The organism is Prescottella equi (assembly GCF_002094305.1).
Lineage (GTDB): Bacteria > Actinomycetota > Actinomycetes > Mycobacteriales > Mycobacteriaceae > Prescottella > Prescottella equi.
This window is the reverse complement of sequence record NZ_LWTX01000012.1, coordinates 1-15,000: the sequence shown is the minus strand read 5'-3', so window position 1 is coordinate 15,000 and position 15,000 is coordinate 1. Positions and strand designations below refer to the sequence as shown.

General features: G+C 67.6%; 14 protein-coding genes. 7 read left to right on the top strand and 7 right to left on the bottom strand.

The window, feature by feature from the left end; all coding sequences use genetic code 11:
* The first annotated feature begins 27 nt into the window (after positions 1–27).
* Entirely contained in the window at positions 28–1,434 is a 1,407-nt protein-coding gene (locus A6I89_RS21960; protein WP_022598109.1) for an FAD-dependent oxidoreductase, read from the top strand.
* On the opposite strand, the gene A6I89_RS21955 is transcribed toward A6I89_RS21960, so the two are convergent.
* Entirely contained in the window at positions 1,395–2,606 is a 1,212-nt protein-coding gene (locus A6I89_RS21955) for an FAD-dependent monooxygenase (RefSeq protein WP_022598108.1), read from the bottom strand. The genes A6I89_RS21960 and A6I89_RS21955 overlap by 40 nt on opposite strands.
* Positions 2,607–2,695: 89 nt before the next feature.
* On the opposite strand from A6I89_RS21955, the gene A6I89_RS21950 reads away from it, so the two are divergent.
* On the top strand, positions 2,696–3,529 hold the full coding sequence (locus A6I89_RS21950) for an IclR family transcriptional regulator (RefSeq protein ID WP_022598107.1): 834 nt from the start codon (positions 2,696–2,698) through the stop codon (positions 3,527–3,529).
* 135 nt (positions 3,530–3,664) lie between these two features.
* Positions 3,665–4,666 (top strand): AraC family transcriptional regulator, encoded by a 1,002-nt coding sequence (locus A6I89_RS21945; protein ID WP_084967893.1) that lies wholly within the window; start codon positions 3,665–3,667, stop codon positions 4,664–4,666.
* Between the two features lie 78 nt (positions 4,667–4,744).
* Here the strand turns inward: A6I89_RS21945 and A6I89_RS21940 are convergent, their stop codons facing one another.
* The 3 genes from A6I89_RS21940 to A6I89_RS21930 are packed head-to-tail and all read right to left on the bottom strand — an operon-like array spanning position 4,745 to position 7,950.
* Complete coding sequence (locus tag A6I89_RS21940; protein WP_022598105.1) at positions 4,745–6,205, bottom strand: aldehyde dehydrogenase family protein; 1,461 nt, start codon at positions 6,203–6,205, stop codon at positions 4,745–4,747.
* Complete coding sequence (locus A6I89_RS21935) at positions 6,202–6,798, bottom strand: NADPH-dependent FMN reductase (RefSeq protein WP_022598104.1); 597 nt, start codon at positions 6,796–6,798, stop codon at positions 6,202–6,204. Before A6I89_RS21935 ends, A6I89_RS21940 begins: the two co-directional genes overlap by 4 nt.
* Before the next feature lie 18 nt (positions 6,799–6,816).
* The gene (locus A6I89_RS21930) at positions 6,817–7,950 is read right to left on the bottom strand and encodes an LLM class flavin-dependent oxidoreductase (protein WP_022598103.1); all 1,134 of its coding nucleotides are present in this window, start codon (positions 7,948–7,950) and stop codon (positions 6,817–6,819) included.
* A 240-nt stretch (positions 7,951–8,190) separates the two neighbouring features.
* Here A6I89_RS21930 and A6I89_RS21925 point away from each other — a divergent pair, with 240 nt between their 5' ends.
* From A6I89_RS21925 to A6I89_RS21910, 4 genes are all read left to right on the top strand, one after another.
* Complete coding sequence (locus tag A6I89_RS21925) at positions 8,191–9,261, top strand: cupin domain-containing protein (protein ID WP_022598102.1); 1,071 nt, start codon at positions 8,191–8,193, stop codon at positions 9,259–9,261.
* Positions 9,262–9,265: 4 nt separating this feature from the next.
* Positions 9,266–10,087 (top strand): fumarylacetoacetate hydrolase family protein, encoded by an 822-nt coding sequence (locus A6I89_RS21920; RefSeq protein WP_022598101.1) that lies wholly within the window; start codon positions 9,266–9,268, stop codon positions 10,085–10,087.
* Between the two features lie 8 nt (positions 10,088–10,095).
* Positions 10,096–10,812, top strand: a complete 717-nt coding sequence (locus A6I89_RS21915) for a maleylpyruvate isomerase family mycothiol-dependent enzyme (protein ID WP_022598100.1) — start codon at positions 10,096–10,098, stop codon at positions 10,810–10,812.
* Between the two features lie 89 nt (positions 10,813–10,901).
* Entirely contained in the window at positions 10,902–12,203 is a 1,302-nt protein-coding gene (locus A6I89_RS21910; RefSeq protein ID WP_022598099.1) for an HNH endonuclease signature motif containing protein, read from the top strand.
* Between the two features lie 109 nt (positions 12,204–12,312).
* On the opposite strand, the gene hutG is transcribed toward A6I89_RS21910, so the two are convergent.
* The 3 genes from hutG to A6I89_RS21895 form a co-directional block, all read right to left on the bottom strand.
* Positions 12,313–13,278 carry a formimidoylglutamase gene (gene hutG / locus A6I89_RS21905; protein ID WP_005517400.1) on the bottom strand — a complete coding sequence of 322 codons (966 nt, stop codon included), beginning with the start codon at positions 13,276–13,278 and terminating at the stop codon, positions 12,313–12,315.
* 21 nt (positions 13,279–13,299) lie between these two features.
* On the bottom strand, positions 13,300–14,493 hold the full coding sequence (gene hutI / locus A6I89_RS21900) for an imidazolonepropionase (RefSeq protein ID WP_022598098.1): 1,194 nt from the start codon (positions 14,491–14,493) through the stop codon (positions 13,300–13,302).
* A 57-nt stretch (positions 14,494–14,550) separates the two neighbouring features.
* Positions 14,551–15,000, bottom strand: a 450-nt coding sequence (locus tag A6I89_RS21895; RefSeq protein WP_175278993.1) for a cytosine permease, incomplete at its 5' end; no start/stop codon positions are given.

Sequence of the window (15,000 nt, the reverse complement as noted above, 5' to 3'; positions counted from 1 at the left end):
CCCTGTTGAGGTTCTACCCTCGGGCCCATGACGTATGTGAACCGGCCGTTGCAGGTCGCGGTCGTGGGAGCCGGTCCGGCCGGAATTCACGCTTCCGCCACCCTTTCTCGGCTCGCACCGGGAACACGGATCGACCTGTTCGAACGTCTGCCCGTCCCCTTCGGGCTGGTCCGGTACGGGGTCTCCCCGGATCATCCGAGGATCGAGAAGATCAGCGACGCGCTGCATGTCGTACTCGCCGACAGCGGTGTTCGACTCCTGTGCAACGTCGAGATCGGTGTCCACATCACGGTGGGTGAACTCCGCGACTCGTACGATGCCGTCATCGTCGCCACCGGTGCGCTGCGGGACGCGCCGCTGGAGCTTCCCGGCATCGACCTGCCGGGATCGTTCGGTGCCGCGGACTTCGTCTCCTGGTACCGCAGCCACCCCGACGTGTCGACTGCATGGCCGCTGGATGCCGAGGCGGTGGCAGTGATCGGCGCGGGCAACGTCGCCCTGGATGTCACCCGCATGCTCGTCAAGCGCGCGCACACGCTGGCGGAGACCGACGTCTCCGACGACGTGCACGAGGGATTCGCGGCGAACCCGATCCGCGACGTGCATTTGTTCGCGCGACGCGGGCCCGTGGACGTCCGCTTCTCGCCCATCGAACTACGAGAACTCGGCGACCAGTACGACGTCGACATCATCGTGAATCCCGCTGACCTCGAGCCCGATCCGCACCTCGATCGGATGACGCGCCAGTTCACCCCGGTTCGCCACGTCGTCGAGACCATGCGGGAGTGGGCCCGCATCCCCGCGAGCCGGCGGACGGCGTCGCGGCGGGTGCACCTGCATTTTCACCAGGCCCCCTCAGCGATCCTCGGTGGTGATGCCGTGGACAGCTTGCGTACCGAGATCATGACGCCCGATGGCTACGGGCACGTTGTGGGATCGGGTGTACACGTCGAGCACGAGGTGCAGGCGGTCTACCGGGCGATCGGGTACGCGTGCACACCCTTGCCAGGCGTCCCGTTCGATCACTCCACCCGCACCGTCCCGCACATCGAGGGAGCCGTCGTCGACGGCGCCGGTACTCCTGTTCCCGGCCTCTACACCACGGGGTGGATCAAGCGCGGACCCGTGGGGCTGATCGAATCGACGAAATCGGACGCGCGTCGGACCGTCGAGACCCTGCTCGCAACGGCCGTCCCCGGCTCCCGCGCCCGTGCCGGAGGCCAGGTGATCGATCGACTGCTGCGAAAAAGGGGCGTTCGGCCGATCGGGTGGGACGGCTGGCTCCGAGTGGACTCCGCCGAAAGGGAGTGCGGAGACGCGCGTGGCCGCGAACGAGCCAGGATCGTCGGTCGCGACGAACTGATCGCCGTCGCCACTCGGACGCCGGCCCGGCGCTACACCGCAGCGGCGGTCCGGGCGCGGCCTGAGTCGTAACCCCACAGCCAGTCGGTGTACTTGTAGCTCGACGTGTCACGGATACGGAACAGTTCGTTGCGGGCCTCGCGTCCGGCTCCGTCGAGGTGCCACAGGTCGCCCCACATGCGTCCCACAGTGAGGATGCGGTTGCAGCGCGGTGCCCGCTCGGCATTGACGTCGCGCAGGATCGCCGGCCAGTTGGCGTTGTCGCCCTGCAGGTCCCGGGTCGCGTAGTCGGACAGGCACTTGGCGTCCTCGAGGGCCATGACGGCGCCGGACGCCAGGTACTGCAGCGGCGGGTGCGCGGCGTCGCCGAGGAGGATCATCCGCCCGTCCACCCAGTTCTCGACGGGCTCCCGGTCGAACATCGGCCACCACTTGTCGGTCCAGAGGTATCCGAGCGCCTTCCGGACGGACTCGTGGCAGTGGTCGTACGCGTGCGCGAGTTCCTCCGGGCTGCCCCACATCTCCTCGCCGCGCAGGAACGCGGGGGATTGGAAGACGGCGACCTGGTTCAGCATGGTGCCGCCCCGCAGCGGGTACTGGATGAAGTGGCAGCGCGGTCCGATGTAGCCGACGACGTCCTCGATCTCGTCCGCGAACCGAACCTCCTCCATCGGCACGGTGCCGCGGAAAGCGACGTATCCGGAGCCGACCGGCTTGTCGTCGTGGATCTTCCGGCGCAGCGTCGAATGCAGGCCGTCCAACGCGAGCAGCGCGTCGGCGGCGTGCACGCTGCCGTCGGCGAGCGTCACGTGCACGCGGTCACCCTCGGTGACGGCGTCGACGACGTCGGCGTCGGTGACGAGTTCCGCACCGGCGCGCCGGGCGGCGGCGACGACTGCCGCGTGCAGATCCGAGCGGTGGACCACGAAGTACACGCCACCGTAGTGTTCCTGGTACTCGCGGCCCAGATCGATCCTGGTGAGTACTTCGGCGGTCACGGCATCCCGGAACACGATGTTCTTCGGGAGCACGCCCTTGGCGACCACCTCGTCGAAGATGCCCCATTCCTTCAGGATTCGCGAACCGTGCGGTCCGATCTGGAGCCCCGCACCGACCTCTCCGAATTCGGAGGCCCGTTCGAACAGCGTGACCTGTGCGCCGCGGCGGGCGAGAGCGAGGGCGTTCGCGGCGCCTCCGATGCCGCCACCGGCGACGATGACGTGCGTGTCCTTCAACGCGGACATGTCACTCCTTATGTTCGGGTCGGATCTGCGAACGCAGCCGCCCCTAGACCCTCGTGCGCGCGGAACCGTGGAGACAATAGAGTTCTGTCATGCGGAAGAACCCGCCCGCGAAGAAGGCGGCGAAGACGATCACTCGGCCGTCGTACGCGCTCGATTCGGTCGACAACGCGCTGCGGCTGCTGCAGATGTTGCGCGACGTCGGTGCGCTCCGCCTCAAGGACGCCGCCGAGGAACTCGGCACCGCTCCGTCCACCGCGCATCGACTGCTGGCGATGCTGGTCTATCGGGGGTTCGCCGTGCAGGACGAGAAGCGTCGCTACCACCCCGGGCCCGCGATGGGGGTGGGTCCCGCCCAGCAGGGATGGACTCGTGAACTGACCGACGTCTGCCGGCCCCACATGGACGCCCTGTCGACGTCGATCGGCGAGACGATCAACCTGGTGATTCGCGTCGGATCGCAGGTGCGGTTCCTGTGCTCGGCCGAGTCGGAATCGATGTTGCGGGTCGGTGACCGGCAGGGCCAGGTGCTTCCGGCGGAACGGACGGCGGGTGGACGGATCCTGCTGGCCGAACTCCCTCGGCAGACCCTCGAGCAGCTCTATCTGCTTCCCGCCGGGGAGCCCGGTCCCGACCCTTCGTCCGAACTCGAGATCGATCGCCGACTCACACCCGACGAGTTCGAGTCCTTCCGCGGTGAACTCGAGGCGGCCCGGGCGGTCGGCTTCGCGGTCAACGTCGAGCAGACGGAGGCCGGTGTGGCCGCTCTCGGTGTCGCCCTGCGCAACGGCAACGGGCAGGCCGTCGCCGCGCTCACGGTGGCGGTGCCCACCACGCGCTACGGGCAGCACGTCGCCGGTCGACTCGTCGCACAGTTGCGATCCACGGTCCGCGACGTCCAGGTGGAGATCGCCCACATCGGTTGAACCTTCGGCTCGCGAATCGATTTCACGAAGATCTCCCAGAGGGTCGATTCGGATCGTTCCGCTGGCTATCATCGACGATATTGCCGGGGTTTGTCGGGAATCCCCCCGTTAGGAACGACTTTCGTGGAGGTCGGAATGACCCTGCCGTCCTCGGCGCCCGAGCCGCTCCACCAGCACGGGCGATTACGTACCGACGATGTCGACCTGGCTCAGTCGGTGGTGTCCGCGGTGTACGAACCGCACGTGCTCGAGCCCCATGGCGGCGGGCGTCTGGATGCACGCCTGAACGCCGTGCAGAATGGTTCGCTGACGCTAGGCTATCTGACTTACGGTGTGGGAGCGGGAATTACACTGCCACCCAGTGAGCGGTGGTACCACGTGAACATCACCCTGTCCGGCGGAAGCCGGGTGGCGCGGGGTGACTCGGTGCGAGGTGAGACCGCGGCGATGGCGGGGGCGGCGATGCTGGTCCCTCACCATCTCCAGACCATCGAATGGGACTCGGACACCGCACAGTTCGCCCTGCGCGTGCCGCGCGTGGATCTGGAGAGCCATCTCGAGAATCTCACCCGGACACGTATTTCCGACCCTGTCGATTTCGATCTGGTGGTCGATCTGAATTCGACGGCGGGTCGTGGATTGCTTCGTTGTGTCGAATTCATTCGATCCGAATGGGAGGACGGGGGAATTCTCACGCGATACGACAATTCGCGTCGGCATCTGGAATCGCTGACGCTGACCAATCTCGTCATGGCAACGGGTGGGCCGCACCGTGAGTTGTTGGATCGGCCGCTCGGACAGGAGGTGCCCGATGCGCTGCAGCGTGCCGTCGACTACGTGCACGATCACGCGCGGTCGCTGCCGACGCTCGCCGACCTGACGGCGGTGTCCGGCTCGAGTGCTCGCACGCTGCAGAACCAGTTCCTGCGGCACTTCGACCGCACTCCGATCCAGTACATACGAGACGTGCGATTACGGGGGGTGCGTGACGACCTGCTGCATCCGGACTCGCCGGATGTGACCGTCACCGACGTCGCCGCTTCGTGGGGGTTCTACAACCTGGGCCGGTTCTCGTCGCTGTATCGGGAGGTGTACGGGGAGTCCCCCTCGGAGACACTGCGGCGGTGCCGCCCGTGATGCTGCGGCGGTGCCGCTCGTGATGCTGCGGTGGTGGGGGCATCGTCCGGTGTGCCGACGCCCCCACCGGTGCGCGGCTCAGATCACCTGGACCACGTGCTTGTATTCCTGGAACTCTTCGAGCGCTCGATGGCCGTTGAGCCGCCCGAGTCCGCTCTGCTTGTAGCCGCCCTCTTCGAACTGGTCGACGACGACGGCCCATCCGTTGGTCCACACGGTGCCGGCGTCGAGTGCGTCGGCCATGCGTAGTCCGCGCGCGCCGTCCTGTGTCCACACGGAAGCGGCGAGCCCGTACTCGGTGGCGTTGGCCATCCGGACGGCGTCGTCCTCGGTGTCGAAGACTTCGAACGTGGCGACCGGGCCGAACAGTTCGCGTTGGACGAGTGGGGACTTCACGTCGTGGACGGCGAGGAGCGCGGGCCGGAAGTAGGCGCCGTTGTCGAGGGCGGGGTCGTCGGGCCGCCCGCCGCGGACCAGGATCTCGGCGTCGTCGGCGTGCTCGGCGAGCAGCGACTCGAGCCGGTCGCGGGAGGAGATGTCGATCATCGGACCCATGTGCGAGGTGTCGGCGTCACCCGGCCCCACGTGCACGTTCACGAGGGCGTGGACGAGCGCTTCGCGGACCCGGTCCGCGATCGAGCGCTGGACGAGGATCCGGCTGCCGGTCATGCAGAACTGTCCCGTGAACGTGGTGATTCCGGCGACAATCGTGCCTACCGCTGTCTCGAGGTCGGCGTCGTCGAACACGATCATCGGTGTCTTGCCACCGAGTTCGAGTGACAAGCGCTTGAGGGTGGCGCCGCCGGCCGCCATGATCTGCCGGCCTACCGCGGTGCTGCCGGTGTAGCTGACGGCGTTCACCTCCGGCGACGACACCAGCAGTTTCGCACCGTCGCTGCCGGACTCCGTGAAGATGTTGAGGACGCCGGCGGGCAGGGACGGGCATTCGGCCAGCAGTTCGGCCAGTCGCGCGTTGACGAGTGCGGTCTGCGCGGCCATCTTCATCACCACCGTGCATCCGGCCGCGAGCGCCGGTGCGAAGGACCGCACCGACAGCACCACCGGCGAGTTCCACGGCACGATGACGCCCGCGACACCGATCGGCTCGGACAGCAGCATCGAGTAGACGCCGTCGCGGACCCGGCCGCCGCGACCGGAATCGGTGAGGGCCTGCGCCGCGTAGTACCGCAGCTTGGACGGTGTCAGTCCGAGCTCGAAGTCGGCTTCCGGAAGGATCTTTCCGTTCTCGCGGGCCAGCAGCATCGCGAGTTCACCGGACGCCGCCTCGATCCGGTCCGCCATCTCCTCGAGCACCCTGGCTCGCAGGTGACGATCCCGCCGCCACGGGTGGGTGACGAACGTGTTCCGGGCGATCCGGACGGCGTCCCGCACCTGGTCGACGTCGGCGTCGTAGAAAGTGCCGAGCGGTTCCCCGGTCGAGGGTGAGAGCGACGTGCCGATGGTGCTCGACGGCTCCCAGCGGCCTCCGATGTAGTTGCGGGCGGTGTCGGCGCGAAGTGTGGACTCGATGGTCGTCATGTGGCTTTCCTTGTCGCCGGGGCCGAGGCGTCGGAAGCCTTCGGCCGGGTGAATCGGACGTGGAGGGGGTCGGGGCCGAAGTGGTGCCCGGGCAGGCGCTCGGCCAGCACGGTCACCTGTTCGACGAGTTCGCGGAGTTCGGCCAGGGCGTCGGGAGCGACGTCGTCGGATGCGAACGTGCGGTCGACGAAGAACGCTCCGTTGGGGGCGGTGAGGGCGCCGAACCAGGCGAGGACGTCACGCAGATGCCGCTCCGCGGAGAGGAAGTGGTGCGGGGCCGCTGCGACGGTGAGGATCCCGACGGGTTTGTTGCGCAGGGCGTCGTTGGGCAGGGCGTCGACGAGCAGTTTCAGGGTGCCGGTGAACGACCCGCGGAACACCGGCGACGCGAGGATCACCGCGTCCGCGGCGCGCACGCGTTCGACGGCGTCGTCACCCCAGAGTGCGACCACGGGGTCGGCGGTGGGTTCGGGGACCAGTCGGTCGACGGCCCAGCCGGGTTGTCGAGCCCGGACGTCGTCCTCGACGCGGCCGAGAGCGCGAGCAAGCTTGCCCGGCGGCGTCGGGCTCCCGTAGACGGTGAGAAGGTTCATGTCACAGTCGCTTCCGGGTCACTGCCGCAGGCCGGCTTCGCGCATGAGCGGCAGCACCCGCTCACCGAAGTATTCGAGTTCCTGGACGTAGTCGAGGAATCCGACCATCATCCCGCCGACGCCGGCCTGCTCCAGCTCGAGGAGCTGATCGACGATCTGCTCCGGCGTGCCGATGAGCGGGTAGCCGCCGTAACCGAGGATGAAGCGCTCCTGCATCGCCTTGATCTTGTCGAACGATCCGCTCTCGGATCCCAGTCCGCCGGACACCTGGCGTGCGACGTCCCAGTCACCCTGGTCGAGGATGTGGTCGAGGAGTTGCTTGGTCTCCTTCTCGGTGTCCCGGCAGATGATGTTGCCGTAGCTGAGGATTCCGAGGTCGCTGCCCTGGTCTCGGGCGATGCCGCGCACGCGGGCCGCGGTGTCCTTCGCCTCGGCGGGGTCGGAGAAGGCGATGAAGTTGAAATCGCATTCGCGGGCGCAGAATTCGAGCCCGGCCGGAGAGTTTCCTGCGTTGACCAGTACGGGGTACGGCTGCTGGATCGGCTTGGGGGAGGAGAACGCATCCTTGATCTCGAAGAACTCGCCGGTGAAGTTCACGCCCTCGCCCTCGGTCCACATGCGCTTGACGACCTCGATCCACTCGGAGCCGTAGCGGTACCGGATGTCGTGCTCGCGTTGGGTGCCGCCGAACATCTCCATCTCGGCCTTGTACCAGCCCATCGTCATGTTGAGTCCGTGCCGACCACCGGAGATGTGGTCGACCGTGACCGACTCCTTCGCGGCGACGATCGGGTGCTTGGTCGGAACGTGAATCGTGGTGAACACCATGATGTTCTCGGTGGCCTCGGCGATACCGGCCGCCCACGCGTGGGTCTCGTAGTTGGAGCCGTTGAAGTTCGTCTCGCCGCCCATACCGCGGTAGCGGGCCACCGGCAGCATCGCCTCGAAGCCGAGGCGGTCGGCCAGCTGCGCGATCCTCTTGCCGTGTTCCCACGTCAATTCGTACGTGGTCTCGGCATGGGTCGCCATGAGCCCGTGGCTGACGTTGGAGCCGAAGATGCCGAGCTTCATCCGGTTGTCGTTGAACATCGCAACGCCGCTGGCGCGGCGGGCCTCGAGCAGGTCTTCGTAGCTCGTCGTCGGGGTGGGCATGTCGTTCTCCTCTGTGGGGGCGGGGCACCGGCCGATCGGTGGGCCGGCGGGTCGGTGGGGGGGTGTGCAGGCACGGTAGGCAGGGCGAACGCTGCGGAACTATGCGAGAAGCGCAACCCCACAGGCCGCTTTGCGCAGAAAGCGGTCGAAGTTCCGCACAGCAGAATTAGGTGGGCTTCCGTGTGGCGTCCTACATACGTTGAGGCGGATGCCGCACGCGAGTGCTCACGAGGAGAGTCGATGACTGCCCCAGAAACCCACGATCCCGCGCTGGATCAGCTGTACGCCGATTTCGCGACCGAGAATCTCAATCCGTTGTGGACTCAGCTCGGTGACCTGATGCCCGTGGCCCCCGCATCGAAAGCTGTTCCGTTCGTGTGGAAGTGGTCCACGTTGTACCCGCTCGCGCAGCGGGCCGGGGACCTGGTCCCCGTCGGGCGTGGTGGTGAACGTCGAGCGATCGCGCTGGCCAATCCCGGTCTTGGCGGCGTCCCGTACGTGACGCCGACGCTGTGGGCGGCCATCCAGTATCTGGGTCCGAGGGAAACCGCTCCAGAACATCGCCACTCGCAGAACGCCTTCCGCTTCGTCGTCGAAGGCGAGGGGGTATGGACGGTCGTCGACGGCGATCCGGTCGCGATGCGCCGCGGCGACTTCCTGCTGACGCCGGGCTGGGCCTTCCACGGCCACCACAACGAGACCGATCATCCGATGGCATGGATCGACGGTCTCGACATTCCGTTCGTGAACTACACCGACACCGGGTTCTTCGAGTTCGGGGCCGACGGCGTGACCGACATGTCGACGCCGGACATCTCACGCTCGGAACGACTCTGGGCGCATCCGGGCCTGCGTCCGCTGGTCGGCGTCGACACGAGGGTCAGTTCGCCCATCGCGTGCTACCGCTGGGAGCACACCGATGCTGCGCTGCGTGAGCAACTTGCGCTCGAGGACGAGGGTTACCCGGCCACGACCGAACCCGGCCACGCCGCCGTGCGGTTCACCAACCCGACCACGGGCAGCGACGTGATGCCGACGATCCGGGCCGAATTCCACCGTCTGCGCCCGGGTGCTGCGACCCACACCCGTCGGGACGTCGGCGGCACGGTCTTCCAGGTGTTCGAGGGAGAGGGCTGTTTCCGGCTCGGGGACCAGGCTCACGATGTCGCGAAAGGCGACATGATCGTCGTTCCGTCGTGGGTGCCGTGGAGCCTCGAAACCGGCGGCGGCATCGATCTCTTCGCCTTCTCGGACGCTCCGATCGTGGAGCGCCTGCACTTTCATCGCACCCAAATCTCCGAAGGAGCCTGACCCCATGCGTCTCGCCACACTCCGCCTCGACGGCGGTACCGCGGCCGTCCGCGTCGATTCCGATACCTCCGCGACAGTCGTCGACGGTTACACGGATCTGTCGGCTCTGCTGAGCGACCCGGACTGGAAGGCGGTCGCGGAGCGGGCGGCGGGGGCTGTCGTCGACCTCGCCGACGCCGACTACGCACCGGTGGTCCCGAACCCCGGGAAGATCGTCTGCGTGGGCCTCAACTACGGCACGCACATCACCGAGATGGGGCGGGAGCTGCCGGAATACCCGACGCTGTTCTCGAAGTTCAAAGAGGCGCTCACCGGCGCGTACGACGATGTGATCGTGCCCGCGTACGCGGCATCGCAGCTGGACTGGGAGGCCGAGCTGGCCGTCGTCATCGGCAAGCCGGCGTACCAGGTGTCCGAGGCGGACGCCGACGCCTACATTGCCGGCTACTCGGTGATCAACGACTACACGATGCGCGACTTCCAGTACCGCACGCTGCAGTGGGACCAAGGCAAGACATTCGAGAAGACCAGCGGCTTCGGCCCGGTCCTCGACACCGACTACGAGCTCGGCACGCGCATCGAGACCCGGCTCGAGGGTGAGGTCATGCAGTCGGCCACCACCGATGACCTGGTGTTCACCCCTACGAAGCTCGTCGACTACATCTCGCACATCGTCACCCTGCAGCCTGGTGACGTCATCATCACCGGCACCACCGGCGGTGTGGGTCATGCCCGCAAGCCCGCCCGCTACATCGGTGACGGGGATACGGTCGAGGTGAGCATCGAGGGACTCGGCTCGGTGCGCAACAAGACCATCGTCAGGTAGGAGCGTTCGTGACCTTCAACGATCTGGATCTGGCCGAGCGCCTGGATATCGCGCGAGAGGGCACCGCGTACTTCGCGCAGAAGCTGGCGGAGCTGTCGGACGAGGAGATGCCCGGTCCGAGCCTGCTCGACGGGTGGACGCGTAAGCACCTTGTCGGGCACGTCGGCTACAACGCCGCCGCGTTGTGCCGGCTCCTCGACTGGGCGGCCACCGGGGTGGAGACACCGATGTACGAGTCGGTGGAGCAGCGGGGACGCGAGATCGACGAGGGCGCAACGCTCAGCGCCGGGTCGTTGCGAAACCTGTTCGTCGAGAAGGCAGCTCGACTCGACGAGAAGTGGCGCGCGCTCCCGGACGCCGCCTGGGACGCCCAGGTGCGGACGGCGCAGGGGCGCACGGTGCCGGCGGCGGAGACGGCGTGGATGCGCAACCGCGAGGTGTGGATCCACGCGGTCGACCTCGGCAACGGTGGACGGTTCGAGGACTTCCCGGACGTGGTGCTCGGCTCGCTTCTCGACGACATCGTCGGCATGTGGCGACGCAAGGGCGAGGGTTCGGGGTTGGTGCTCGAGGTGGACGATCGGCGGTTCGTCGTGGTCGAGGACGGTCCGCCGGTCACCGACATGGTCGCGGGACCGCTTGCCGCCGTGGTGCGCTGGGCGTCGGGCCGCGGCGCGAGCGGCCTCACCGCCGGCAGCGAACTGCAGCCGCCGCGCTGGCTCTGAGGCGCCCGAGCCTGCAGGCTGTCCAGGACTTCGATCGACACTTCCGGGTGGGCATTGACTCGAACATGAGTTCGAACTAGGCTCGTCTCATGAATCCGGGGGGACTCAACAATTCGGGCATCGCGGCCACCGCGCTGCAGCCTGCCGAGGTGCGTCGACTCGTCGAACCCGACCTCGTGCGGTCGGTGATCGAGGTGTCTCGCGAGATCGAACGTCTGGAGGCTCTCAGGACTGTCGCGGTTGCCGAAATCGATGAGCGTGCAGTCTCGTTCGACACCCTCGGATTTCGCAGTGTCAGGCAGTGGCTGGCCGCGAACACGTTGCTGGAAGTGCCGGCCGCGGCACGGATCCTTGCGTTGGGCCGGATGCTGGCCAGGCAGTCCGAGATCGCCGACGCGTTCAATGCCGGCGATATTTCGGCCGAGCATGCGGCGTTGATCGGGAAGTTCTGCGAGACCCCGCCGCGCGGCATGCCGAACGAAGCGCTTGGTTCGTGCCGGAAGGTGTTGCTGGACGCCGCGTCCGGTCCCGCCGCGACCACTACGACCGTTCGCACCTGCATCTCGCGGTTGGAGCGGATCTTCGAATCCGACGAACTGCCACCCAGCGAAGACACCGAACGCAACGAATTCCACGTCTCGAAAACCTTGAACGGACGCGTCGCGGTCAAGGGTGATCTCGATGCGGTGACCGGCGAGATGCTGCTGACCGCGCTGTCGGCGTTGACGAAGCCGCGCAACCCGATGGACGACCCGGCCGGTGCCCGTACGCCGGCACGGCAGCGCGCGGACGCGTTCGCCGAAATCTTGCGCCGCTACCTCGACTCGGGTGAGGCGCCCATCGAAGGCGGGGAACGACCCCACCTGTCCCTGCATGTGGACGCCGCCGATCTCGCACGCAGCGAGGCGGATCACGAATGGGTTGGCTCGGACGGCGATCCGGACCTGTTCGGCGACAAAGACATCGCACGCCTGCCCCACACCGGGCCACTGTCCATCGCCACCGCCCGCAGGCTCGCCTGCGACTGTCACCTCACCGCCATCGTCATGGACGACGGCGTCCCCTTGAATCTGGGGCGAACGAGCCGCACCGTGTCGAAGAAGCAGCGCCGGGCGTTGATCGCCCGTGACCACGGCTGCGCCTTCCCCGGCTGCGGCACAGCACCCGCCCACTGCGAAGGCCACCACGTAAAGCATTGGGCAGACGGTGGACCCACCGACCTCGACAACCTCGTCCTACTCTGCCGCTACCACCACACCTTGCTGCACCACTCCCACTGGGACGTGAAAATCGGCGTCGACAGAAAGCCGTGGTTCACACCACCGAGCACCGTCGACCCCTACAAGAAACCCGTCCCCGCCCACAACCGCGCGGGACCACACGCGGCCTGACCGCGACAACGGCACGCACTGCCGCCCGAAACCACTGAAGCCGGCACCCTGCAAGAGGGTGCCGGCTACAGGGGAGGGGGAAGAGCGGCTGAGCGGCGACAGGCCCGTTTCAGGCTGTCGGCGGAACGTGCCCGGTGACGATGCGGTGGATCAGCCGCGCCGCAGTCCGGGCGGTGCGGTTGTCGACGTCCAGGCACGGGTTGAGTTCGGCGACATCGACGACAGCGAGCTTGCCGCTCGCGCTCACCCGATCACACACGTGCTGGATGATCTCGAGCGGAACGCCGTAAGCGGCGGGCGCGCTGACACCCGGTGCGACACCGGCGGGCAGGACATCGAGATCGATCGTCAGGTAGACGATGTCGACGTCGCCCAAGAAATCGGTGAGGAACTCGTCGACCCGGGCGCGATCGGCGACACCGCAGTGATCGTCCAGGAGGTACCGGACCCCGAGGCGGTGCGCAGTGTCGAACAGCACGTTGGTGTTGCTGGGCTGGCTGATGCCGATGACGTCGTACCGGTGGCTGGTACCCGCAGCCTCCTCGGCCTCGGCGATCTGGCGGAACGGCGTCCCGGAGCTCGGGATCGGGTCGCTGCGCAGATCGAAGTGGGCGTCGAGGTTGAGGATGCCCAGACGCGGATGCTGCTGCCGCAGCGCAGATCCGGCGACACCCAGGTAGGTGCCGTACGCGACCTCGTGGCCGCCGCCGAGGACCACCGCGAGCCGTCCGGAGTCGAGTGCCGTCGTCACGGCGCGGCCCAGCGCGTCCTGGCCTTCTTCGAGCCGGTCGCCCGTCACGGCGACGGTGCCCGCGTCCGAGAGCGCCGTCTCCTTCTCCAAGGCCATCGAGGACAGCGCCTTGCGGAGCGCATCGGGTCCGGCAGCGGCGCCCTGGCGTCCCTTGTTGCGGCGCACGCCCTCGTCGCTGGCGAAGCCGATGAGGACCGTGCCGGGGCCCGCGCCGGGACGGTAGGGGGTGACGGCCTGATGCCAGCGAAGATGCTCGGGCCCGAGACCGTCGGTGCGGCCCGACCACGGCCGGGGAGCGATGTCGACGTCGATGTTGTTCGTCATGTCAGCTACCTGCTCCCTCGATCAGTTCGTGGTCGCCGCGAGGACGCCGTCCTTGAACACTTCACGAACCAGCGGCACACCGGGACGGTAGGCGAGATGCAGGTACGACGGGGCATCGAGCGCGATGGCGTCGGCGCGGGCGCCGATCCGCAGGCTGCCGACGTCGTCGCGGCGCAGCGCCTTCGCGCCGCCCGCGGTGGCCGCCCACACGGCCTCGGCCGGGGTCATGTGCATGTCCCGGACAGCGATGGCAATGCAGAACGGCAGGCTGGTGGTGTAGCAGGTACCGGGATTGCAGTCCGCACCCAGCGCGACGGTGACGCCCGCGTCGATCAGCGCGCGGGCCCCGGGGTACTGGTTGCGGGTGGAGAAGTCGGCCCCCGGCAGCAGGGTCGCCACCGTCGAGCTGCCGGCGAGGGAGTCGATGTCGGCGTCGGTCACGTAGGTGACGTGGTCCACCGAGGCGGCACCCATCTCGACGGCCAGCTGCACGCCGGGGCCCTCACCCAGCTGGTTGCCGTGCACGCGGGGGATCAGACCGTGCGCGACACCGGCGGCGAGGACCGCGCGGGACTGCTCGAGAGTGAACGCGCCGCGCTCACAGAACACGTCGATCCACTTCGCGTACGGGGCGCATGCCGGAATCATCTCGTCGACGGCCATGGTGACGTACTCGTCGCCGCGGCCCGCGTACTCCGGCGGCGGGACGTGCGCGGCCAGCAGCGTGACCTCGTCGGTGAACCGGCCCGCGACCTGCACGCTGCGCAGCTCGTCCCGGGTGCTCTGGCCGTAGCCGCTCTTGATCTCGACGGTCGTGCTGCCCGAGCGTAGCGACTCGTCGAGCAGGCGTCGCACGTTCGCGGCGAGTTGGTCGTCGCTCGCGGCCCGCGTTGCCTCGATCGTGGTGCGGATGCCGCCGGCCGCGTACTTCTCGCCCGACATGCGCGCCGCGAACTCCTCGGCCCGCTCCCCGGCGAACACCAGGTGCGAGTGGCTCTCGACGAAGCCGGGCAGCACGGCCCGGCCACCGAGATCGAAACCGGTGTCGGCGGCCGGGGCGTCCGCGGAGTCACCGACCCACGCGACCACGCCGTCCTCGAACACCACCGCTGCGTTCTCTCGGACACCCAGCGGCCCGTCGCCCAGCGAGGGGTCGTTGGTGACGAGGGTGCCGATGTTCGTCAGTGCGGTGGTCCGGGGACCGGTCGTGGTCACGTGAGGCTCCTAGGTGACTTTTCTTCGAGGGGTGGATCGGTGATCGGGTGGCCGGGGTCAGACCCGGCTGTCGACCATCGAGGTGTGGGAGGGGTAGATCATCTCGGCCGGCGGGTTGTTGGTCCGCTTGGCGACCGGGTAGTAGATCGCACCGGTGAGCACGATGCCGACGATCCACGAGATGTCCGCGCCGCCGAGCATGTCGGTGATCGGGCCCGTGTACATCTTCTGCGCGAGGAACGGGATCTGGGCGAGCACGCCGATCGCGTAGACGATCAGGGCCGGGACGTTCCAGGCTCCGTAGCGGCCCTTGGGGTCGTACAGCGCCGGGATGTCGATGCGTTCCTTCGAGATCAGGTAGTAGTCGATCAGGTTGATCGCACTCCACGGGGTGAACACCATCAGCAGCACCAGGACGAAGTTCTTGAAGTTGTCCAGGAAGTCGGCGCTCGCGGCGCTCGCGGCGATCGCGATGAACATCGAGATGACGGTGAAGCCGAGGATGTA

Coding starts and splice junctions, on each gene's coding strand:
- A6I89_RS21960 (WP_022598109.1), top strand. CDS start 28: ATGACGTATGTGAACCGGCCGTTGCAGGTCGCGGTCGTGGGAGCCGGT.
- A6I89_RS21955 (WP_022598108.1), bottom strand. CDS start 2,606: ATGTCCGCGTTGAAGGACACGCACGTCATCGTCGCCGGTGGCGGCATC.
- A6I89_RS21950 (WP_022598107.1), top strand. CDS start 2,696: ATGCGGAAGAACCCGCCCGCGAAGAAGGCGGCGAAGACGATCACTCGG.
- A6I89_RS21945 (WP_084967893.1), top strand. CDS start 3,665: ATGACCCTGCCGTCCTCGGCGCCCGAGCCGCTCCACCAGCACGGGCGA.
- A6I89_RS21940 (WP_022598105.1), bottom strand. CDS start 6,205: ATGACGACCATCGAGTCCACACTTCGCGCCGACACCGCCCGCAACTAC.
- A6I89_RS21935 (WP_022598104.1), bottom strand. CDS start 6,798: ATGAACCTTCTCACCGTCTACGGGAGCCCGACGCCGCCGGGCAAGCTT.
- A6I89_RS21930 (WP_022598103.1), bottom strand. CDS start 7,950: ATGCCCACCCCGACGACGAGCTACGAAGACCTGCTCGAGGCCCGCCGC.
- A6I89_RS21925 (WP_022598102.1), top strand. CDS start 8,191: ATGACTGCCCCAGAAACCCACGATCCCGCGCTGGATCAGCTGTACGCC.
- A6I89_RS21920 (WP_022598101.1), top strand. CDS start 9,266: ATGCGTCTCGCCACACTCCGCCTCGACGGCGGTACCGCGGCCGTCCGC.
- A6I89_RS21910 (WP_022598099.1), top strand. CDS start 10,902: ATGAATCCGGGGGGACTCAACAATTCGGGCATCGCGGCCACCGCGCTG.
- hutG (WP_005517400.1), bottom strand. CDS start 13,278: ATGACGAACAACATCGACGTCGACATCGCTCCCCGGCCGTGGTCGGGC.